Genomic DNA, 20,924 nt, shown 5'->3' on the forward strand with positions numbered 1-20,924 from the left:
CAGCCTCACGCGTCGTGCTGTGCACGAACGGCCACGGCAGCGCCATGTGCGGGGAGGTGTTCTTCGGCGGCAAGGACCTCGATGTGCGGTGCAACCGCGGCGAGTGCGCTCGCACCGTAGCGAATGAGCTGTTGCGGCCGGAGGAACGTGCTCGCGCTGAGCCCGGAGCTGAACCGCGCCTGTCCGCCGGTTGGCAAGACATGGTTCGATCCGGCGAGGTAGTCTCCGACGCTGACCGGCGAGCTCGGGCCGACAAAGATTGCTCCCGCGGCATCGATCAACTCCACGACCGCCTCATCTGCGGCCGTCTGAATCTCAAGATGTTCGGGCGCGTACGCATTGCTCACCGCAGCAGCATCCGCGAGTGAATCCACAAGAACGACTGCCGACTGCGGCCCTTCCAGCGCGGTCTGGAGGCGCGCTGCCGTTGCCAAGGAACCAACCTGCTCCGGGATCATGGCCTCAACCCGGTCAGCAAACGCCTCCGACGTGGTGACCAGTACGCTTCCGGCCTGTTCGTCGTGCTCCGCCTGGCTGATCAGATCGGCCGCTACGAACGCGGGATTCGCCGAGTCGTCCGCGATGACGAGGATCTCGGTGGCACCGGCTTCCGCATCGATCCCGACGACGCCCCGGACAAGGCGCTTTGCGGCTGCAACGTAGTTGTTGCCGGGCCCGGTGATCAGGTCGACCGGTTCGAGATCGATCTCCGGAACGCCGTATGCGAGAGCGCCGATGGCTCCCGCACCGCCGATCGCGTAGACCTCGTCGACGCCGAGGAGGTGTGTCGCCGCGAGGATCGTGGGATGAACGCCCCAAGCGTGGGCGCGCTGCGGAGGGGAGACGATTGCGATCGACTGGACGCCGGCGACCAGCGCGGGGACGGCGTTCATCACCACGCTCGACGGATAGACAGCCTTGCCGCCGGGAACATACAGGCCGACACGCCGAACGGGCTGCCACCGCTGCTCCACCACGCCCCCATCGGGGAAAAGCGTGGTGGATGCTGACGGGATCTGGGCCGCCGAGGCCGTTCGCACACGGTCGATCGACGCCTCGAGCGCCGACCGCAACCGGGGCGCGAGCGATGCCACGCTCGCTTGCAGCATCTCCGCAGGCACGCGGACCGAGTCGGGAGCCCCGCCGTCGAAACGCTCCGCCTGCGCGCGAAGCGCGACGAGACCACCGGATCGGACGCCATCGACGAGCTCCCGCGCGGCGTCGGTTGCGCTGGCAATATCACCGACGGAACGCGGCATCATCGCGGCCAGCGTCGCGCGGTCAGGGAGGCCGCCACGCAGGTCGATACGTCGCATCATAAGGAGACCAGGTTACCGGTGCGCTAGACGAGGCATGACGGGCCAAGCAGGCTCTTGAGCTCGCCGAAGAGGTCGGGCGTGACGTGGACGGGGAACGGGATCTCGAATGTGCGCGCCGCGTCGTCGCGGAGGAGGCGAAGCCTGACCTCGGTCGACCCGGAGTGTCGGGCCAGAACAGCGGCCAATTCACTCACCGTCTCGGTTGTCGCGCGACGCTCCGGGAGCGACAACGTCAGCGGACCGCTCGACGCAGAGTCGCCGACATTCGGCTGGAACATGCTCACCGCATGGAGCGCCTTGCCATCGTCGCGGACGGTGACGCGCCCGCGAAGCACGACGATCGCATCCGGCGTCAGCGAGGGCCCGAATTCCTGATACGTCTTCCCGAGGAACATCACGCCGATCTCACCGCCGAAGTCCTCGATCTGCACGATGCCGTATGGGTTGCCGCTCGATTTCGCCACGCGGTGCTGCACACTCGTCAGCAGCCCCGCGACGGTGACGGTCTCGCCGTCGATACCGTCGTCGGCTGAGAGCAGATCCGCAATCGTCGTCGACTGATGCTTCGCCAGTTCGAGCTCGAGACCGGCGAGTGGGTGGTCGGACACATAGAGCCCGAGCATGTCGCGTTCGAACGCAAGCTTGTCGCGCTTCGCCCATTCGGGACGCGACGGTACCTGCGAGACGACAAGGGACGGCGACGCTTCCGCGTCCTCCGCGAAGAGGCTGTCGAAATCAAAGCCGACGTTTCCATGCGCCTCGTCGCGCTTGACCTTCACAGCGGCCTCCACGGCCGACTCATGGATCTCGACGAGCGCACGTCTGGTGTCGCCGAACGAGTCGAACGCGCCCGCCTTGATCAGCGACTCGACGGTGCGCTTGTTCGACGCCGTGATCGGGATCTTGCGGAGGAAGTCGTGGAACGACTCGAATCGTCCCCGGTCTGTCCGGGCCGCGACGATGTCATCGACCACGTTGAACCCGACGTTCCGCACGGCGCCGAGACCGAATCGGATGTCATCCCCAACCGCCGCGAAGAAGCCGATCGACTCGTTGACATCCGGCGGCATGACGTTGATGCCCATGCGCCGACACTCGTTCAGGTAGAGCGCGAGCTTGTCGCGGGCATCGCCGACGCTGGTGAGGAGCGCGGCCATGTACTCGGCTGGGTAGTGCGCTTTGAGAAACGCGGTCCAGTAGCTGACGAGCCCGTACGCCGCCGAGTGCGCCTTGTTGAACGCATAGTCCGAGAACGGCAGGAGGATATCCCAGAGCGTCTTGATCGCGGCAGGCGAGTAGCCGTTCTCACGCATGCCTTGCTCGAACCCGGCGTACTGCTTGTCGAGCTCGGACTTCTTCTTCTTCCCCATCGCGCGTCGGAGGATGTCCGCCTGGCCGAGTGAGAACCCCGCGACACGCTGCGCGATCGCCATCACCTGCTCCTGGTAGATGATCAGGCCGTAGGTGGTGTCGAGGATGTCTGCCAGTGGTTCGGCGAGCTCCGGGTGGATGGGCGTGATCGCCTGCTCACCGTTTTTGCGCAGGGCGTAGTTCGTGTGGGAGTTCGCGCCCATGGGGCCCGGGCGGTAGAGGGCGATGAGCGCCGAGATGTCCTCGAAGTTGTCGGGCTTCATCAGCCGGAGCAGCCCACGCATCGGGCCGCCGTCCAGCTGGAACACGCCGAGCGTGTCGCCGCGTTGCAGCAGCGCGTACGCCTCCGGATCTTCAAGGGGAAGCGTCTCGAGATCGAGCTCGACCCCTCGGTTGCTCCGGATGTTGTCGAGCGCATCGCTGATGATCGTGAGGTTCCGCAGCCCAAGGAAGTCCATCTTGATCAGACCGAGCGACTCCGCCGCGGGGTAGTCGAACTGCGTGACGATCTGACCGTCCTGCTCGCGCTTCATGATCGGGATGATGTCGATGAGCGGTTCGCTCGACATGATCACGCCGGCAGCATGCACGCCCCACTGCCGCTTCAGCCCCTCAAGGCCGAGCGCTGTGTCGAAGACAGTGCGCGCGTCGGGATCTGTCTCGACCACCGTCCGGACATCGACCGCCTCTTTGTAGCGCGGGTGCTCCTTGTCGAAGATTCCGGTGAGCGGAATGTCTTTCCCCATGACGGGCGGCGGCATCGCTTTTGTCAGCTTCTCGCCCATGCCGAATGGGAAGCCGAGGACGCGCGATGAGTCCTTCAGCGCCTGCTTCGCCTTGATCGTGCCGTAGGTCACGATCTGTGCGACCCGCTCGTCGCCGTATTTCTCGGTGACGTACCTGATCGCCTCCCCGCGGCGACGGTCGTCGAAGTCGACGTCGAAGTCGGGCATCGACACGCGGTCGGGGTTGAGGAACCGCTCGAAGATCAATCCGTGGTTCAGCGGGTCGAGATCCGTGATCCGCATTGCGTAGGCGGCCATGGAGCCAGCGCCGGAGCCACGACCGGGGCCGACGCGAATGCCGTTGTTCTTCGACCAGTTGATGAAGTCGGCGACGACGAGGAAGTAGCCCGGAAACCCCATCTGCGTGATGATCCCGACCTCGTAGTCCGCCTGCTTGCGGACGGCTTCCGGAATGCCGTCGGGGTAGCGGTAGTGAAGGCCCTTCTCGACCTCCTTCACGAACCAGCTTTCCTCGGTCTCACCCTCCGGCACCGGGAATCGGGGCATGTAGTTCGCCGCAGTGTTGAACTGCACGTCGCATCGCTCCGCGATCGCGAGCGTGTTGTCGCAGGCGTCGAGGTGGTCTCGGAAAAGATGGCGCATCTGCGCCGGCGTCTTCAGATAGAACTCGTCCGCGTCGAACTTGAACCGATTGGGATCGTTCAGCGTCGATCCGGACTGGACGCACAGCAGCGCGGCGTGCGAGGTCGCGTCGCCGGCGTGCGTGTAGTGGAGGTCGTTGGTCGCGACGAGCGGAAGCCCGAGGTCCTTCGCAAGGTCGATGAGGTCGCTCATCACCCGACGCTCGATTCCGAGACCGTGGTCCATGATCTCCGCGAAGAAGTTCTCGGCGCCGAAGATGTCTCGGAAGTCTGCAGCGGCCTGCCGGGCTTCCTGGAGCTGGCCAAGGCGGAGGCGCGTCTGGATTTCTCCGGATGGGCACCCTGTCGTCGCGATGATGCCGTCGTGGTAGCGCTCGAGGAGTTCCCGGTCCATCCGTGGCTTGAAGTAATACCCCTCGATCGAGGCGAGCGACGACAGCCGGAAGAGGTTGTGCATCCCTTCCGTGGTTGCAGCGAACATCGTCATGTGCGTGTAGGCGCCCGACCCGGACACGTCGTCGCCACCACCATCGCCCCACCGGACGCGCGTCTTGTCGGACCGGTGCGTCCCGGGCGTGAGGTAGGCCTCCGTGCCGATGATGGGCTTGACTCCTGCCGCCGTCGCCGTCTTCCAGAAGTCAAACGCGCCGAACATGTTGCCGTGGTCCGTCACCGCGACCGCGGGCATGCCCTGCGCGGCGGTTTCGGACACCAGCTGACCGATTCGTGCAGCGCCATCGAGCATCGAGTACTCACTGTGCACGTGAAGGTGGACGAAGGAATCGGAGCTGGTCACGGGACCCCTGTTCTCGATCGACGCTGGTGGAGTAAGCCTAATCGCGGCCGACGACATCCTCGGCGTGGCCGCGTGGGCCGTTGCGCCAGCATCACGGGGATGGCAGGAAGCCCGCGGTCGGACGTTCAAGCCCGGCAGCAGACGGGCTCAGGAGGCTGCGCGCACCGTGTCGAGCGCGCGCTGCAGATCCTCGGGATAGGACGCCTCGAAGGACACCCACTCCCCGGTCCGTGGATGATCGAAACCGAGCTGTACGGCATCGAGCCACTGCCGCGTCAACCCGAGCTCGCCGGCGAGCACGGGATCGGCGCCGTACATGGTGTCCCCGACGCAGGGATGCCGTGTCGCTGCCATGTGCACGCGGATCTGGTGCGTACGACCGGTCTCGAGATGCACTTCGAGCAGGGACGCCGCGCGGAAGGCCTCAAGCGTCTCGTAATGGGTCACGCTCGGCTTCCCGTCGGCGACGACGGCAAACTTCCATTCATTCGACGGGTGCCTGCCGATCGGCGCGTCGATCGTTCCGGCGGAGGGGTCTGGATGCCCCTGGACGAGCGCGTGATAGACCTTCTCGACGGTCCGTTCCTTGAACGCGCGCTTCAGTCGCGAGTATGCGAGCTCGCTCTTCGCAACCACCATGAGCCCGGATGTGCCGACGTCGAGCCGGTGCACGATCCCTGCCCGTTCCGCCGACCCGGAGGTCGCGATCGCGAAGCCCGCTGCAGCCAACCCCCCGAGCACGGTCGGTCCGGACCAGCCCGGCGACGGGTGGGCGGCGACTCCGACCGGCTTGTCGATCACCACGATGTCCGCGTCGTCGTAGACGATCGTCATCCCGGGTACCTCGACCGGAACGACTCGCGGGGCGTCGCGGGGCGTCCACGCAACCTCAAGCCACGCATCGGCCACGAGCCGGTCGGACTTCTGCAACACCTGCCCGTCGAGCCGCGCTCCACCCGACGCAAGCACCTCGCCCGCGAACGTCCGACTGAAGCCGAGCAGCTTGGCCAGCGCGGCGTCAGCCCGCTCGCCCGCCAGTCCGTCGGGCACGGGAAGGCTGCGAGATTCGGTCACGGGGTGTCGTGTCCGACGTCCCGACGACGACTCGGTGCTCGCGTGCCGTCAAGCCCCACGCCGAACAGTGTGAGCAGCACGAAGATCGCCATGCTGATGCAGATGAACGAGTCAGCGACGTTGTAGATCGCGGGCATCATCCATGGCGTGTAGATGAAGTCGACGACGTGGCCCACGCCGAACCCGGGCGGCCGGAAGAGACGGTCGGTGAGGTTGCCGAGCGCACCGCCGAGCAGCATGCCGAGCATCAGCGCCCACCAGAAGGACCGAATGCGTCGCGCAGTGACGATGATGGCCACGATCACGCCGACCGCCACGATGGTGAAGACCCAGGTCATGCTGACGCCGAACGAGAATGCTGCTCCCGGGTTCCGTACGTAGTGGAACTGCAGCAGGGTCCCGATGACGTTCACGGTCGTCCCGTACGGGAGGGACGTCACCACGACCGCCTTCGCGATCTGATCGAATGCCCAGACGCAGACAGCCGCGAAGGCCAGCAGCGCGATTGCGCGCCCGCTGACCTTCGCGGTGCGGCCCTGCGGGGCCGGTGGAACCGAATCCGTCAACGCGTCAGTTCGAGCCGAAGCTCTGTGCCGATGCGGGCGCCGGCTGGAGCGAACCGTTCTGCTCGCCACCGGACGCGTCGAGGTCGTGCAGCTGACCCTGGATGAAGCTCTTGAGCTGCGATCGGTAATCGCGCTCGAAGGTGCGGAGATCGTCGATCTTCGACTCGAGCGTCGTACGCTCACGGTCGAGGCTCGCGAGGATCTGGCGCTGCTGCGTCTCAGCCTCGGTCACCAGCTGACGCTGACGGGCTTCGGCCTCAGACACGATCTGGCGCTGCTTCGCCTCGGCGTCTGCCACCAGGCGTGCGGCCTGTGCGTGGCCCTCCGCGATGAGCGCGTCGCGCTTCTCGGCACCTTCGCGCACGTGCTCCTCGTGCAGACGGCGGGCGAGCTGCAGCAGGTTGGACGTGCCCTCGGTGTCATCGTCCGGATTGACCGCCGGCGCTGCGACGGGAACGGGAGCCGGGGTCGGCGCGGCGGCCGGAGCCTCCGGTGCAGATGCGGCCGGTGCCTGCTGCGCGGCCGACTCGGCGGCCTGCAGCCGCTGGCGCAGCTCTTCGTTCTCCTGGTTCAAGCGACGAAGCTCGCCGACGACCTCGTCGAGGAAGTCGTCGACCTCGTCCTGGTCGTAGCCCTCGCGGAACTTCGTCGGCTGGAACCGCTTGTTGACTACGTCATCCGGCGTCAAAGCCATTGCCGTCACCTCAATAGAACTGCTGATCGTTGGGGAGAACCGTGCGGGTGGACCTGAATCTACCAGCCGTCCGCTCGGTCGCGGGTGCTTCGCACGCGTGCACCGGGTCGCATATACGGTACACCGCGCTGTCCGCTCGACAGCGAACCAGGCCCGGCCCCGGCGCGCCGCGGACGCATGCGCGAGGTGCCTTTGGTCCGCCTCAGCAGAAGCCTCGGGCCGCGCAAGGCTCGCGCGCCGGCATCCGGGTCACCCGCGGAGCGCCCCGAAGATGTCCATGAGGATGATGACGAGCAGCATGACGATCGTCCATCCGAAGTCGAGCGCGATCTGCCCCAACCGGAGCGGCGGCAGGACCCGACGCACCAGCCGGATCGGCGGATCCGTCACGGTGAATACGCCCTCCGCGACAACGAGGAGCCCACCTCGCGGACGCCAGCCCCGATTGAAGGACCGGACGAGGTCGAGCGCAAAGCGTGCCCAGAGCGCGAAGAAATAGATCAGAAGGAGGAAGTAGATGATCGTCGCGACAAAGGCCATCGGTCGATCATCAACTCGCTCGATCTGGGCACCCGATGCGGGTGCGGTGGTTCAGGACTGGGCGAAGAACGACGCCTCGGTGTCGGACTCTACCGCAGACGACTCACCGCTCACTGCGATGTGCGCCGGCGACAGCAGGAATACCTTGTTCGTCACCCGCTCGATCTTCCCGAAGAGGCCGAGCGACAGGCCCGACGCGAAGTCGATCATCCGGCGCGCGTCGCCCTCGGTCATCTGCGTGAGGTTGATGATCACCGGGATGCCGTCGCGGAAGCTCTCGGCAATCGACTGCGCGTCCTTGTATTCGCGCGGGTGGACGGTGAGGATCTCGTTCATTTCCTGGACCGGGGTCGCCTTCTGTGCGGAGACACGGCGCAGCGGGGTGACCTGCGCTCGCTGCTGATGGGGAACTGCCACGGGTGCGGCAGGAGCCGGGGCCTTCTCGACCGGCGCGGCTGGGGGCGCCTGATGCGCGCCCGCTCGAGGAGCCTCGGGCTCGGCCTCGATCGGATCGTCGTACTCGAGTTCCTCGTCGGCGAGGCCAAGGTAGACCATCGTCTTCTTGAGCGGGTTGGCCATTGGTTCCTCCGGAGGATCGGTGACGGTGATTCCCTGCAGTGAGGCTAGATCGCAGCAGGGCGATTTCCGGTGATTGCCGTGCCGATGCGAAGGTGTGTCGCGCCCTCCGCTACCGCCTCGACGAAGTCGCCACTCATGCCCGCGGAGATCGCCGTCGCGTCGGGGGCGATCTGCTGCACGCGCTCCGAGATGCGCCGGAGCCGCGCGAAGGCAGGACGCGGCGGCTCGCCGAACGGAGCGACCGCCATGACACCCCTCAACCGAATGGATGAGGTCTCGAGCACGCGTTCGACGAGCGCCTCCACGCCGTCGGGTGCGACGCCTCCGCGTTCGGGATCGTCGGTGAGATTCACCTGCACGAATCCGTCCACGAGTGCGGGAGCGTCGATGAGGGGACCGGACAGCGCGTCGACCAGGGCCTCCCGGTCGATCGACTGGATGACGTTGGCATACCGGCGGACCTGCCGCGCCTTCTTGGTCTGCAACTGCCCGATGAAATGCCATCGGAGGTCCAGGTCGGCAAGGGCCGCAGCCTTGCGTTGCGCTTCCTGGTGCCGATTCTCACCGACGTCGAGGACCCCCAGGCTGACGAGGTCGCGAACGAGCGACGCCGGGTGGAACTTCGTCACGACGATGAGCGTCAGTTCCTCAGGAGTGCGTCCCGCCGCACGTGCGGCATCGGCGATAGCCGCCCGTGCGCGCGCAAGTCGAGCCGCGAGCGCGGGATCCGGCGCTGCGTCGTCGACCACGAGCTCCCGCTACTTCAGGAAGTCGGGAACGTCGAGCTCGTCATCGTCGTCGTCGAAGGCCGGGTCCGAGGCACGCTGCGCTGGCGCCTCGTGCTCGTGCGACGACCAGGACGGTGCCGAATCCTCGACCGCTCCGGTTGCGTGTGCTGCGGGACGTTCGGGGTCGACCCAGCTGGAACGGCGGTCCTTCTGCTGTCCGCTCGGCTCGCCTCCGTCGAATCCGGCCGCGATGACCGTGACACGGACCTCGTCGCCGAGCGTGTCGTCGATGACGGCGCCGAAGATGATGTTCGCCTCGGGGTGGACGGCCTCCTGGACGAGCCGTGCAGCATCGTTGATCTCGAAGATTCCGAGATTCGAACCGCCCTGGATCGACAGGAGCACGCCGTGCGCACCGTCGATCGACGCTTCGAGGAGCGGCGAAGCGACGGCCAGCTCGGCCGCCTTGATCGCGCGATCGGCGCCCCGGGAGGAGCCGATGCCCATGAGCGCCGACCCCGCTCCTTGCATGACGGACTTGACGTCAGCGAAGTCGAGGTTGATCAGCCCCGGCGTGGTGATGAGGTCGGTGATCCCCTGCACACCGGCGAGGAGCACCTGGTCTGCCGTGGCGAACGCCTCGACCATGGAGATGCCGCGGTCGCTGATCTCGAGCAGGCGGTCATTCGGAACGACGATCAGGGTGTCGACCTCGTCCTTGAGGGCTGCGACCCCGTTCTCGGCCTGCGACTGGCGACGCTTCCCTTCGAAGCTGAATGGCTTGGTGACGACACCGATCGTCAGCGCGCCGATCGACTTCGCGATGCGGGCGACGACCGGCGCTCCACCGGTGCCGGTTCCGCCGCCTTCTCCGGCGGTGACGAACACCATGTCGGCGCCCGCGAGCGCCTCTTCGATCTCTTCTGCGTGGTCTTCGGCGGCGCGACGACCGACCTCGGGGTCGGCGCCGGCGCCCAGACCGCGGGTGATCTCACGGCCGACATCGAGCTTGACGTCGGCGTCGCTGAGCAGCAGCGCCTGCGCGTCCGTGTTGATCGCGATGAACTCGACGCCGCGAAGGCCGAGTTCGATCATGCGATTGACGGCGTTGACGCCGCCGCCGCCGACACCGACGACTTTGATGACGGCGAGGTAGTTGTGGTTCGTGGTCACGTCAGTCGGCCTCCGGTGGAAAACCCTCAACCTACACTTGAAGTTGAGAGATTTTGCTGCTAATAGTTGCTGTCCACGACGCTACGGGCGGCCCCGGGAGCGGCGCCGAACGCCACGCCGCGTGTCGTCGGAACGCTGCGAAAGTCCGTGCCCAGCGGGGTGCTCAGCCCTGCGATCGAATGATTCCATTGTCGGGCGCGGAGACGTCGTATTCGACCTTGGTCTGTGGATCGCGCGCTTGATGGTCCTTGATGAGTGCGGCGAGCAGGGTCGCCTTCGCGGCAGAGTGCTCGGGACTCCCCCACACCACATTCGAGCCCGAGGTCAGCGTGAGCGTCACGTCGTCCGCGGTGGACGCTGTCACGCTTGCGACGGTCGGCCGCATCGGAGCCGGGAGCGATGACACCACCGCGGTCATCGTCCGGAAGACCGGAGAGTTGAGCTTCGACGGATCGATCGTCGCCTCCGGGAGATTCGCGGGCTTCTGCGGATCGGACTCGACCACGATCCCCGCCGGATCCACGAGCGCGTACCCCGAGGACGTCTTCACCGCCACGACCGGCTGCCGCTCCGTGATCGTCACGACGAGTGTGTGCGGGGGCTCCTCCGCTGTGACATAGGAGGCGATCAACGGGAAGGCGGCGAGCTGTTGCTTGATCTCGCCGAGATTGACGCGCGCGAGTGGCGTGCCCAGCTGGCCGTCGAGGGCGCGCTGCACCTGCGTGCGGTCGATCCGACTCGTCCCCACGACCTCAATGCGCGTCAAGGCCATGATCGGCGAGTAGACCGCGACCACGATGGACAGCGCGAACACCGCGACGACAGCCCCGACCGTGATCCACGCGGCTCGCCGATGACGGGACCGCCGCGTGAAGCGCCGCACTTCGGTGCGCTCGGCGAGCTTCCGCGCCCGCCGAGCGACACGCTCAGCCTGCGCTGCCTCCTGGACCCGAGCGCGCGCCGCCGCCGATTCTTGCCGGAGGCGCGCTGCCGCCTCGTCCTTCGGCCCGCGAGAGGAGGCCGCGAGCGTGGCGGATACGTCAGTCGCGTCCTTCGCCCCGGCACCAGCCTTCACCACGGCACCGTCCTTCGCCCCGGCACCGTCCTTCGCGCCGGCACTCGCGTCCGTCGGCGTCGCAGCCCCCGACGACGCGCGAGCCCTCGCGGCGGATGCAGGTCGCTCCCGAACCGCAGCGCGTCCCCCGCGACCACTGCGGGCTGCTCCCGATGGCTGGCCCGGGGCCGGTTTCGCGTGATCGGAACCGCTCGGCTGTCTCGGTGTCAGCCGCTCGTCGAAGCCTTCCGGGCGCTTCACGGCGTCGTCACCTCGCTGTCCGCGCGGAGCGCCTCGAGCACCTGCGGGATGATCCGGTAGACGTCGCCGCAGCTCAGCGTTATCACGATGTCGCCGTCGCGCGCCAACGCTGCAGCTCGAGCAGCGGCGGTCGGCCAGTCGGGGAGATAGTCCACTTTCGACTGGTCGGCGAACCGCTCCTGCACGAGCGCGCCAGTGACCCCGGGCTCCGGGTCCTCGCGGGCGCCGTACACGTCGAGCACGACGGTATGGTCCGCGGACTCCTCGTACACGCGAGCGAAGTCACCCGCCATGAGGCGGGTTCGCGAATACAGATGCGGCTGATGGATGGCGATGATCCGACCGGACCCAACGACGCTGCGCGCGGCGGCGAGTGCTGCAGCGACCTCCGTCGGATGGTGGGCGTAATCGTCGTAGACCGCAACGCCGCGCTCGACGCCGTGGAGTTCGAACCGTCGCTCCGTGCCGCCGAATCCCTCGATCCCGCGAACGGCCTCGCCGGGTTCGATCCCCAGGCCGACGAGCACCGCGAACGCGCCCGCTGCGTTGATGGCGTTGTGCCGCCCCGGGACGCGCAGCGCGATCGGGTAGCGGGATCCGCCGTATCCGATCGACGCCGAGACGCCAGGTCCGTCGGCAATATCGCTGACCGTGACATCGGCGAGCGGGTCCGTTCCGAACGTCACGATGACCTGATCGCCGTGCCGCTCCCGGAGCAGCCGGGTGACGGACACCGCTCCCGGGTCGTCGCTCGAGATGACGACGCGGTCACGCGCTCCGCCGGCGAACTGGACGAACGCATCGAGAAAGGCGGACTCGCTCCCGTAGTGGTCGAGGTGGTCGGCATCGACATTCGTGATCAACGCCACCGAGGTGTCGTAGAGCAGGAAGGATCCGTCCGATTCGTCAGCCTCGACGACGAAGAGATCGCTCGAGCCCGATCCCGAGGAGGTTCCGAGCGCTTGGATCACGCCACCGTTGACAAATGACGGATCGAGCCCCAGCGCCACCAGCGCAGTCACGATCATGCCCGTCGAGGTGGTCTTGCCGTGCGCGCCGGCGACGGAGACCAGACGGTGCGACGCGATGAGTGCCGCCAACGCCTGCGAGCGATGCAGCACCGGGATTCCCCGGCGGCGTGCTTCGAGGAGTTCCGGGTTGTCCGGCCACAGGGCACTCGTGACGACGACCGTGTCCGCGTGACCGAGGTTCGCCGCGTCGTGCCCGATGTGGACGTCCGCCCCGAGCTCGCGCATTCGCTGCGTGGTCGCGGTCTCGCGCGCATCCGAGCCGGTCACGGAATGACCGGCGGCGAGGAACAGCCGCGCGATACCACTCATACCGGATCCCCCGATGCCGACGAAGTGCACCGTGCCGAATGTCTCGGGTATCGGTTGGGAGAGGTCGGGCTTGATGGTCATGCGTCCTCCGGGGTGAGTCGCTGCGCGCGGTCTCGAACCGCGTCGAGCACGAGATCGGTCATCCTGTCCGCTCCGTCTCGGTGGCCCACGGAGGCGGCACGCACTGCCATGTCCGCGACCCGCGCCGGATCGCTGAGGAGCGACACGAGGTCGAAGGTGACCCAGTCCGGAGTGAATGCGGCGTCGGCAAGCAGGATCGCGCCTCCAGCCTGAACGACGTCGTGCGCGTTGTGCCGCTGCTCGCCGTTGCCGACCGGATACGGGATGAGCACCGCGGGCATGCCGACAGCCGTCAGTTCGCACACCATGCCGGCGCCCGCCCGCGACACGGTGAAGTCGGCAGCCGCATACGCCAAGTCCATGCGATCGCAGTATCGGAGCACGTGGTACCCGTCGAGCGACGAGTCCGGGGTGTCCGACTTCGGCCCCACGATGTGGAGGATCTGCCAGCCGGCTCCGAGGATCGTGGCCGCACTTCGCTGGACCGTCTGATTGATGCTCCGCGCGCCCGATGACCCGCCCGTGACGAGCAGCACTGGCCGATCGGCGTCGAGCCCGAACGCTGCGAGTGCCTCCGCGCGCGCGTGTCGGCGGTCGAGCGTCTCGATCTCCCGGCGGAGGGGCATGCCGACGACTCGCCCGTGCGGCAATCGCGTGTTCGGGAACGTGACCCCGACGTGGCGGGTGAGCACTGCCGCAAGCCGGTTGGCGAGTCCAGGACGTGCGTTCTGCTCGTGCACAATGATCGGGACGCGCGCGCGTCGAGCAGCGATGTATGCCGGTGCTGCCGCATAGCCGCCGACGCCGAGCACCGCCTCGATCTGCCGGTCTCGCAGGATTCGCGTCGTCTGGTCGACGGCGCGCCAGAACCGCGCGGGGAACTGGACCGCTGCACCGTTGATGCGACGCGGGAACGGGAGGCGCGGAATCGTCTCGAGTTCGTAGCCGCGCATCGGCACAAGTCGAGCTTCGAGCCCTTCCGCCGTCCCGAGGACGATCACTTCGGACGCCGGGTCGCGTTCTGAGAGGCGGTCGGCGACGGCGAGCAGCGGATTGACATGGCCGGCCGTCCCACCGCCGGCGAACAGATATCGGCTCATCGTGGTTCTCCTGAGTGCGGCTGGCTGGAACTGTCCACGGACGCAGGCAGGTCGCGGGCGAACGATAGCACCACGCCGATCGCGACGAGCGACGTGATCAGCGCGGAGCCTCCGGCGGAGATGAGCGGGAGCGGCACGCCGAGGACCGGCAGCAGGCCGAGGACGACGGCGACGTTGACGAGAGCTTGCACGACGATCCACGTCAACACGCCACCGGTGGTCGCCCGCGCGAACGGATCGGTCGTCCGGCGCACCACTTGCATCATCCCGCCCGTGAGGAGCACGAACATGCCGAGCACGACGACGCCGCCGATGAGGCCCAGCTCCTCTCCGACGATCGCGAAGATGAAGTCGTTGTCCGCCTCGGGAAGCCACGACCACTTCATCTTCGAGTTGCCGAGTCCGACACCGAACACACCGCCGTGCGCGAGCGCCCACTGGCCGTGCACGGGCTGCCAGCAGAGATCCTGGTCCGGGCCTCCCCCGGGGCAGCCCCGGAGCCACGCGGCGATCCGGCCTGAGCGCGATCCGGACGTCAGCACCGCGACGGGGAGCAGCGACGCGAGTACCGCGACGGCGACCGCGAGATGGCGGACCCGGACGCCGCCGACGAAGAGCGCGCCGAACACGAGCGTCATCATGATCAGGGCTGTACCGAGATCCTTGCCGGCGAGCACCAGTCCGATCGCCGCCGCAGCGACGACCGCGGCGGGCAGGAGCGCGCCGCGCCAGTCGTCCAGTCGTCGACGACGCGTGCAGAGGATCGTCCCGACGGCGAGGCACAGCGCGAGCTTCAGCAGCTCGGACGGCTGCGCGGTGAAGGATCCGATGCGGATCCAGTTGCGATTGCCCTGGATCGAGTAGCCGAGCGGCGTGAGCACGACAGCGGCTTGCACGAGCAGGCCGCCGAGGACGATACGCCCCGCCCATCGCCGCCAGAGTCGAGCCGGCACGCGCGAGGCGAGCAGCATGGCGGGCACGCCGATCATCGCGTACGCACCCTGCCGGAGAAACGCTCCGAACGCGTCACCGGTGGCGCGGTACTGTTCGACACTCGAGGACGAGAGCACCATGGTGACGCCGAAGACGACGAGGAAGAGCGTGACGCCGAGAATCAGCGCGTAGGTGCTCGACGGTGCGCGGAACAGGTCGCGGACCACGATCGCCGATCCTCGCCGCGCGGGAGCGATCGACACGGCGTCAATCCGCTGCCGGAGGCGAGCCAGCTGATTCGCCATCGGCGTCGCCTCCAAGGTGCTCGTGGACCGCGGCCGCGAAGCGGCGCCCCCGATCCGCGTAGGAGTCGAACTGGTCGAACGACGCCGCGGCCGGGGCGAGGAGGACGGTGTCGCCCGGCCTCGCGACCGATGCGGCGTGTCGTACCGCCTCGGGCATGACCTCTTCAGTGTCGGTTGCGCCGACCTCGACGAGCGGGACCGCGGGCGCGTGTCGTCGGAACGCATCGAGAACCGGATCGCGGTCTGTACCGATGACGATGACCGCGGCGACCTTCGGCCCGAACTCCGCCACGAGCGGATCGATGTCGACTCCCTTGAACAACCCGCCGACGATCCAGACCACACGCTCGAATGCGCGCAGGGAGGCGATCGCCGCGTGCGGATTCGTGGCCTTCGAGTCGTCGATCCAGGTCACGCCGTGCGCGGTGACGACGAGTTCGGTCCGGTGATGATCCGGCCGGAATCCGCGGACGGCGTCGCGGATTCCGGCGGGAGGCACGCCCCCGGCCCGCGCGAGCGCTGCGGCCGCGAGCACATTCATCACCATGTGCGGGCTGTCCATCCCCGCCGCGGCCAGGTCGTCGTGGGTGGCGAGTTCGAGCGCCGCGTTGCGCCGGTCGTCCAGGAACGCGCGATCGGCGAGCACGTCTTCGACGACGCCGACGTCCCCGGCGAGCGGAACGCCGAGCGTGAATCCGACGGCGCGGCATCCTTCTACGACGTCGGCGTCCTCGACCATGCTGCGTGTCTCCGGATCGGCCACGTTATAGACGCACGCGGCGATCGTGTTCGCGTAGACCTTCGCCTTGGCGTCCCAATAGGCCTGCATCGAGCCGTGCCATGCGAGGTGATCCTCGGCAAGGTTCAGGCAGGTGGACGCGAGCGGGATGAGCGCGCCGGGCCCGTCGACGGGCATCGAATGGAGCTGATGGCTCGACAGCTCGACGACGAGCACGTCGTACCCGTCCGGATCGCGAATCACGTCGAGAACGGGCACGCCGATGTTGCCGCACGGTGCGACTCGGCGGCCGTCTGCGGCGAACATGGCGGCGGCGAGCTGAGTCGTCGTCGTCTTGCCGTTGGTGCCGGTGATGAGCACCCAGTCGGCGAGGCGGCCGTTGCGACGCACCTTGTCACGGAGGCGCCAAGCGAGCTCGATGTCGCCCCAGACCGTGGTCGTTCGCGACGCCCAATCGACCACCGGGTTCGTCGGCGGAAGTCCGGGCGAGACGATGACGAGATCCACAGCGCCCTCGGCAAGCTCGGGCGGGACGACGTCTAGCGGGTGCTGGACGAACCGTGCACCGATGACGTCGAGGAGCTCGACGCGGTCGCCGGGGGCGTCGCTCGAATAGACGGTCACCGCCGCGCCGAGCTCGACCAACGTGTCGGCGACCGCGAATCCCGTCGCGCCGAGCCCGAGCACGGCAACGCGGAGGCCCCGCCAGCCCGACGCGTACCAGCTCGTCAGGCCGCCGAGCCGACGCGAAGCATTCGACGGATCAGGTTGCGGCACGCGTGATCCACTCCAGGTAGAACAGGCCGACGCCCGCCGCGACGCAAAGCCCCGCGATGATCCAGAACCGGACGACCACGGTGACTTCTGCCCACCCTTTGAGTTCGAAGTGGTGATGCAGCGGACTCATCAGGAAGATGCGCTTGCCGTGCGTGAGTTTGAAGTAGGCCCGTTGGAGGATCACCGAGCCGGTGACGATGAAGAAGAGCCCGCCGATGAGAATGAGGAGCAGCTCGGTGCGCGTCAGCACGGCGAGGCCCGCAAGGGCACCACCGAGCCCGAGCGACCCGGTGTCGCCGAGGAAGATCTGCGCCGGCGACGTGTTGTACCAGAGGAACCCGATCAACGCTCCGCAGATCGACGCGGCGACGACGGCGAGGTCCAGCGGGTCCGTCGTGTGATAGCACGCCTGTGCCACGATGCGCCCGACGCGTGGTCCGCCGCACTCCTGGTTGGATTCCCAGAAGCCGATGAAGATGTAGGACGCGATCGCGAGGATGCTCGAGCCGGTCGCAAGGCCGTCCAGTCCGTCAGCGACATTCACGCCGTTCGACGTCGAAACGGTGATGAACACGATCCAGGCGAGGAAGAGGATCGTGCCGATCACCGTTCCGAGCTGCATGAAGTTGAGCCAGCCGATGTCCCGGATCGCCGAGACCATCGTCGAGGCGGGGTAGCGTCCGTTCGCGCTCGGTACGACCAGCGCGATCGTCGCGAAGATCACGCCGACGATCACCTGGCCGAGGATCTTCGCCCATCCGCCGAGGCCGAGGCTTCGCTGGCGACGGACCTTCAGGAAGTCGTCCACGAACCCGACGACGCCGAGGCCCACCATCAGGAAGAGGACGAGGAGTCCCGACAGGGTGATCCGATCCTCCCCGACCCAGTGACCGACGAAATAGCCGACGACCGCGCCCAGGATGAGCACGATGCCGCCCATGGTGGCGGTTCCCCGCTTGGTGTGGTGCGTCTGCGGCCCGTCATCGCGGATGAACTGGCCCCATCCGAGTCGGTGGAAAAGCTTGATGAAGAGCGGCGTCAACAGGAGCGTGAACGCCAACGACACGGCAGCCCCGGTCATCAGCGCGATCATGCGGTCACTCCGCCGATGCGATCGCCGAGGAACCGGAGCCCGGCCGACTTGGAGGACTTCACGAGGACCAGATCCCCTGGCCGGAGCATCCGCTCCACAGCGTCTGCAGCGGCGTCCGGGTCGGCGAAGTACACCGACTCACCGTCCCACGACCCCTCGAGGGTTGCGGCCTGATGCATGGCCGCGGCACCCGCTCCGACGACGACGAGCTGGTGGATCCCGAGACGCACCGCGAGCCGGCCGATGCGATCGTGCTCTTCCTGTGAGAATTCGCCGAGCTCGGCCATCTCCCCGAGGACCGCGATCGTCCGTTCTCCTGGTCCGGCGATCTGCGCGAGCGTCCGAAGCGCCGCAGCCATCGAATCGGGCGAGGCGTTGTACGCGTCGTTGATGATCGTGACCTCGTCGGGCCCGCCCTGCAGCAGTTCCATCCGCCACCGCTCCGCGCGGGTCATGGCGGAGAGCGCTCGCGCACCGTCGTCGAGCGGGACACCCCACTCGTGCGCGACAGCGAGCGCCGCGGTGGCGTTCATCGCATGGTGCTCGCCGAGGATGGCGAGGCGGACCTGGACCTGATCGGCGCCGTTCGTCAGTGTGAACGCGGTGCCGGTGCGATCGGTCGTCAGCGAGCCGATGTGGTAATCGGCGTCCGCAGCGGTACCGAATGTCACGACGCGCGCTGCGGTGAGCGCTCGCATCGCCATGACGCGGTCATCGTCGGCGTTGAGCACCGCGGTCGCCGTCGACGGCAGGTCGGTGACCATCTCGCTCTTCGCGCGCTGCGTCATCTCGATGCCGCCGAACTCGCCCGCGTGCGCCAATCCGACCTTGAGGACGACCCCGACGTCGGGCTCGGCGATTCGAACGAGTCGCGCGATGTGCCCCATCCCGGAGGCCCCCATCTCGACGACGAGGAACCGTGTCCGTTCGGTGATCCGCAGCATCGAGATCGGCGCACCGACGTGATTGTTGAACGAGCCCTGCGGCGCGATCGTCTCGCCCTGCGCCTCCAGAATCGTGCGCAGCATGTTCTTGGTGCTCGTCTTGCCGTTCGATCCCGTGATACCGACGACCTTGAGCTGACCGAGCGCGCGAACGCGTCCGACGACGGCGTGCGCGAGGGCCGCGAGCGCGTCATAGCCGTTCGCGACGACGATCTGCGCGCTGCCTCCGGACGGCACCTCGTGCTCGGTGACGACGAGCGACGCGCCGCGGTCGACTGCCTGCTCGACGAATCGGTGCCCGTCGGTGGACTCTCCGCGGAGCGCGAAGAACAGGCCGCCGGCTTCGACGAGCCGCGAATCGGTCTCGGCGACGCCCGAGATCAGCGCGTTCGGATCGCCCGCAACGATCGTTCCACGGACCGCCTCCGCGATGTCGGTCAGCGTGAGCGGGATCACTCTGCCCACCCGGCCTCGCGGAGCGCTGTCCTCGCTTCGTCGCGGGCGGAGTACTCGGTCCGGACTCCGCGGATGTCGCGGTAGTCCTGATGGCCCGGGCCCGCCCACAGGATCGAGTCGCCGTCACCGGCGAGCCCGACGGCGGTCCGGATCGCCGCTTCGGGAGGACTGACCTCGTAGAGCTCGTGCTCGGGATAGGCCTCGCGGGCGGCGTCGACAAGTGTCTTGCGGATCGACGCGGGGTCTTCGAAGCGCGGGTGGTGGTCCGTGATCACCAGGATGTCGCTGCCTGCCGCTGCGACCCGTGCCATGTCCGCACGCTTCGTTGCGTCGCGATCGCCGTCGGCGCCGAACAGCATGATGACCTTGCCCGGTGTGAACTGCCGGACTGCCGCGAGGGTGTTCAGGAAGGCGTCTGGGCTGTGGCCGAAGTCGACGTAGACGCTGGGGCCCCGATCGCCCGAGACCCGCTCGGTGCGGCCGGGAAGGTACGCCTCGATGGCGCGCACGGGCTCGCCGTCGGCGTCGACGTCGGCGTAGTCGCGGTGGTTCGACTCGAGCGCGTGCGCGATCGCACCGAGCTCGAAGCCGCCTTCGACGAGCATGACAATCGCGAGGCCCGCGTTGGCGGCCATATGCCATCCGATCAGCGGGACGCGCGCCTCGAGGCTGCGCCCCTCCGGTCCGGTCAGGCGGAACTCGGTGTACGCGGCGCGCGCCGCGGTGACCTCCACCCGCCATTCGGCGTCGACGTCCGGCTTCGCGGTGATCGTGGTGACCGGGATGCGTGAGTCCTGGACGACGCGTGCACCCCACGGCGAGTCGAGCGAGACGACGCCGCGACGCGCTCGATCGGGTTGGAAGAGCGGCAGCTTGGCCTGGTAGTACTCCTCCATGTCCGCATAGTCATCGAGATGGTCGTGACTCAGGTTTGTGAATCCGGCGACGTCGAAGACGATGCCGTCGACGCGGTGGCGGCTTAGCGCCTGCGCCGAGACCTCGACGGCGACGGCGCGCACGCCGGCTTCGCGCATGCGCGCGAGGAGCGCGTGCATCTCGCTCGCTTCCGGCGTGGTCAGTCGGCTCGTCACACTCAGTGACCCGATGTGCCGTTCCGCGGTCGAGCTGAGCCCGGCGACGAGGCCGAGCTGACGCAGGATTCCCTCGAGGAGGTACGCGGTGCTCGTCTTGCCGTTCGTGCCCGTCACGGCGAAGAGCTGGGGCGCGTCGTCGGCGTCCTGATCTGTCCGGTAGATCCACGCCGCGATCTCGCCGAGCGCCGCGCGGGGGTCGTCGACGACGAGCACCGGCAGGGAGGCAGGGGTCGCCAGGGCGAGTCCGTCGGCGTCCGTCAGTATCGCGACGGCACCTCGCGCGGCGGCGTCTGCGGCGAACGCGGCACCGTGCTGGTTGGCGCCGTGTACCCCGACGAAGAGGTCACCCGGCTCGACCTCGGCGGCGTTCAGCGTGACACCGCTGACCTCGACGCCGTCAGCGTCTCCGACGATCTCGAGCCGGAATGCGTTCACGAGTTCGGCGAGCGGACGGGCTATCGGGTGTTCCGGGCGGAGGACCGGGGGGATCCGTGCGGACAAGTGCTCCTTCTTCCTCACT

General features: G+C 67.7%; 17 protein-coding genes. All 17 read right to left on the reverse strand.

The genetic code is table 11. The features are described 5' to 3' along the window. Positions 1-5 precede the first annotated feature (5 nt). Positions 6-1,319, reverse strand: coding sequence for a histidinol dehydrogenase (gene hisD, locus CAM01S_RS09850; protein WP_066520457.1), 1,314 nt, complete (start codon positions 1,317-1,319; stop codon positions 6-8). A 23-nt stretch (positions 1,320-1,342) separates the two neighbouring features. Then, a complete protein-coding gene (gene dnaE, locus CAM01S_RS09855) occupies positions 1,343-4,822 on the reverse strand; it encodes a DNA polymerase III subunit alpha (RefSeq protein ID WP_066521190.1) in 3,480 nt (1,159 codons plus the stop codon). 198 nt (positions 4,823-5,020) lie between these two features. Next, complete coding sequence (locus CAM01S_RS09860; protein ID WP_066520462.1) at positions 5,021-5,947, reverse strand: RluA family pseudouridine synthase; 927 nt, start codon at positions 5,945-5,947, stop codon at positions 5,021-5,023. Next, positions 5,944-6,513, reverse strand: coding sequence for a signal peptidase II (gene lspA, locus CAM01S_RS09865; RefSeq protein ID WP_245631602.1), 570 nt, complete (start codon positions 6,511-6,513; stop codon positions 5,944-5,946). Before lspA ends, CAM01S_RS09860 begins: the two co-directional genes overlap by 4 nt. Positions 6,514-6,517: 4 nt before the next feature. Then, positions 6,518-7,207 carry a DivIVA domain-containing protein gene (locus CAM01S_RS09870; protein WP_066520469.1) on the reverse strand — a complete coding sequence of 230 codons (690 nt, stop codon included), beginning with the start codon at positions 7,205-7,207 and terminating at the stop codon, positions 6,518-6,520. A gap of 249 nt (positions 7,208-7,456) precedes the next feature. Next, on the reverse strand, positions 7,457-7,747 hold the full coding sequence (locus tag CAM01S_RS09875; protein ID WP_066520480.1) for a YggT family protein: 291 nt from the start codon (positions 7,745-7,747) through the stop codon (positions 7,457-7,459). A 51-nt stretch (positions 7,748-7,798) separates the two neighbouring features. Further along, a complete protein-coding gene (locus tag CAM01S_RS09880; RefSeq protein ID WP_066520483.1) occupies positions 7,799-8,326 on the reverse strand; it encodes a cell division protein SepF in 528 nt (175 codons plus the stop codon). 44 nt (positions 8,327-8,370) lie between these two features. Continuing rightward, positions 8,371-9,075 (reverse strand): YggS family pyridoxal phosphate-dependent enzyme, encoded by a 705-nt coding sequence (locus CAM01S_RS09885; RefSeq protein ID WP_066520486.1) that lies wholly within the window; start codon positions 9,073-9,075, stop codon positions 8,371-8,373. Positions 9,076-9,084: 9 nt separating this feature from the next. After that, positions 9,085-10,227, reverse strand: coding sequence for a cell division protein FtsZ (ftsZ, locus tag CAM01S_RS09890; RefSeq protein ID WP_066520493.1), 1,143 nt, complete (start codon positions 10,225-10,227; stop codon positions 9,085-9,087). A 163-nt stretch (positions 10,228-10,390) separates the two neighbouring features. Then, positions 10,391-11,542: a cell division protein FtsQ/DivIB gene (locus CAM01S_RS09895; protein WP_066520498.1), complete on the reverse strand. Its 1,152-nt coding sequence runs from the start codon at positions 11,540-11,542 to the stop codon at positions 10,391-10,393. Then, complete coding sequence (murC, locus tag CAM01S_RS09900; RefSeq protein ID WP_066520500.1) at positions 11,539-12,963, reverse strand: UDP-N-acetylmuramate--L-alanine ligase; 1,425 nt, start codon at positions 12,961-12,963, stop codon at positions 11,539-11,541. The genes CAM01S_RS09895 and murC overlap by 4 nt, the downstream gene beginning before the upstream one ends. Continuing rightward, positions 12,960-14,063: an undecaprenyldiphospho-muramoylpentapeptide beta-N-acetylglucosaminyltransferase gene (gene murG / locus CAM01S_RS09905; protein ID WP_066520502.1), complete on the reverse strand. Its 1,104-nt coding sequence runs from the start codon at positions 14,061-14,063 to the stop codon at positions 12,960-12,962. Before murG ends, murC begins: the two co-directional genes overlap by 4 nt. Then, positions 14,060-15,301, reverse strand: coding sequence for a putative lipid II flippase FtsW (gene ftsW, locus CAM01S_RS09910; RefSeq protein ID WP_083527926.1), 1,242 nt, complete (start codon positions 15,299-15,301; stop codon positions 14,060-14,062). The genes murG and ftsW overlap by 4 nt, the downstream gene beginning before the upstream one ends. Then, complete coding sequence (gene murD, locus CAM01S_RS09915) at positions 15,264-16,817, reverse strand: UDP-N-acetylmuramoyl-L-alanine--D-glutamate ligase (RefSeq protein ID WP_066520505.1); 1,554 nt, start codon at positions 16,815-16,817, stop codon at positions 15,264-15,266. Before murD ends, ftsW begins: the two co-directional genes overlap by 38 nt. Beyond that, a complete protein-coding gene (mraY, locus tag CAM01S_RS09920) occupies positions 16,804-17,910 on the reverse strand; it encodes a phospho-N-acetylmuramoyl-pentapeptide-transferase (protein WP_066520507.1) in 1,107 nt (368 codons plus the stop codon). Before mraY ends, murD begins: the two co-directional genes overlap by 14 nt. Continuing rightward, positions 17,907-19,310, reverse strand: a complete 1,404-nt coding sequence (locus tag CAM01S_RS09925) for a UDP-N-acetylmuramoyl-tripeptide--D-alanyl-D-alanine ligase (protein ID WP_066520514.1) — start codon at positions 19,308-19,310, stop codon at positions 17,907-17,909. Before CAM01S_RS09925 ends, mraY begins: the two co-directional genes overlap by 4 nt. Beyond that, positions 19,307-20,905, reverse strand: coding sequence for a Mur ligase family protein (locus CAM01S_RS09930; protein ID WP_066520516.1), 1,599 nt, complete (start codon positions 20,903-20,905; stop codon positions 19,307-19,309). Before CAM01S_RS09930 ends, CAM01S_RS09925 begins: the two co-directional genes overlap by 4 nt. Between the last annotated feature and the right edge of the window lie 19 nt (positions 20,906-20,924).

It is taken from the genome of Curtobacterium ammoniigenes NBRC 101786, from assembly GCF_001571045.1.
GTDB lineage: Bacteria > Actinomycetota > Actinomycetes > Actinomycetales > Microbacteriaceae > Curtobacterium > Curtobacterium ammoniigenes.

Bases quoted from the DNA above. Each gene is read 5' to 3' on its own strand.
- hisD (WP_066520457.1), bottom strand. From the start codon at position 1,319: ATGATGCGACGTATCGACCTGCGTGGCGGCCTCCCTGACCGCGCGACG.
- murG (WP_066520502.1), bottom strand. From the start codon at position 14,063: ATGAGCCGATATCTGTTCGCCGGCGGTGGGACGGCCGGCCATGTCAAT.
- CAM01S_RS09880 (WP_066520483.1), bottom strand. From the start codon at position 8,326: ATGGCCAACCCGCTCAAGAAGACGATGGTCTACCTTGGCCTCGCCGAC.
- ftsW (WP_083527926.1), bottom strand. From the start codon at position 15,301: ATGGCGAATCAGCTGGCTCGCCTCCGGCAGCGGATTGACGCCGTGTCG.
- CAM01S_RS09870 (WP_066520469.1), bottom strand. From the start codon at position 7,207: ATGGCTTTGACGCCGGATGACGTAGTCAACAAGCGGTTCCAGCCGACG.
- CAM01S_RS09875 (WP_066520480.1), bottom strand. From the start codon at position 7,747: ATGGCCTTTGTCGCGACGATCATCTACTTCCTCCTTCTGATCTATTTC.
- mraY (WP_066520507.1), bottom strand. From the start codon at position 17,910: ATGATCGCGCTGATGACCGGGGCTGCCGTGTCGTTGGCGTTCACGCTC.
- dnaE (WP_066521190.1), bottom strand. From the start codon at position 4,822: ATGCTCGATGGCGCTGCACGAATCGGTCAGCTGGTGTCCGAAACCGCC.
- murC (WP_066520500.1), bottom strand. From the start codon at position 12,963: ATGACCATCAAGCCCGACCTCTCCCAACCGATACCCGAGACATTCGGC.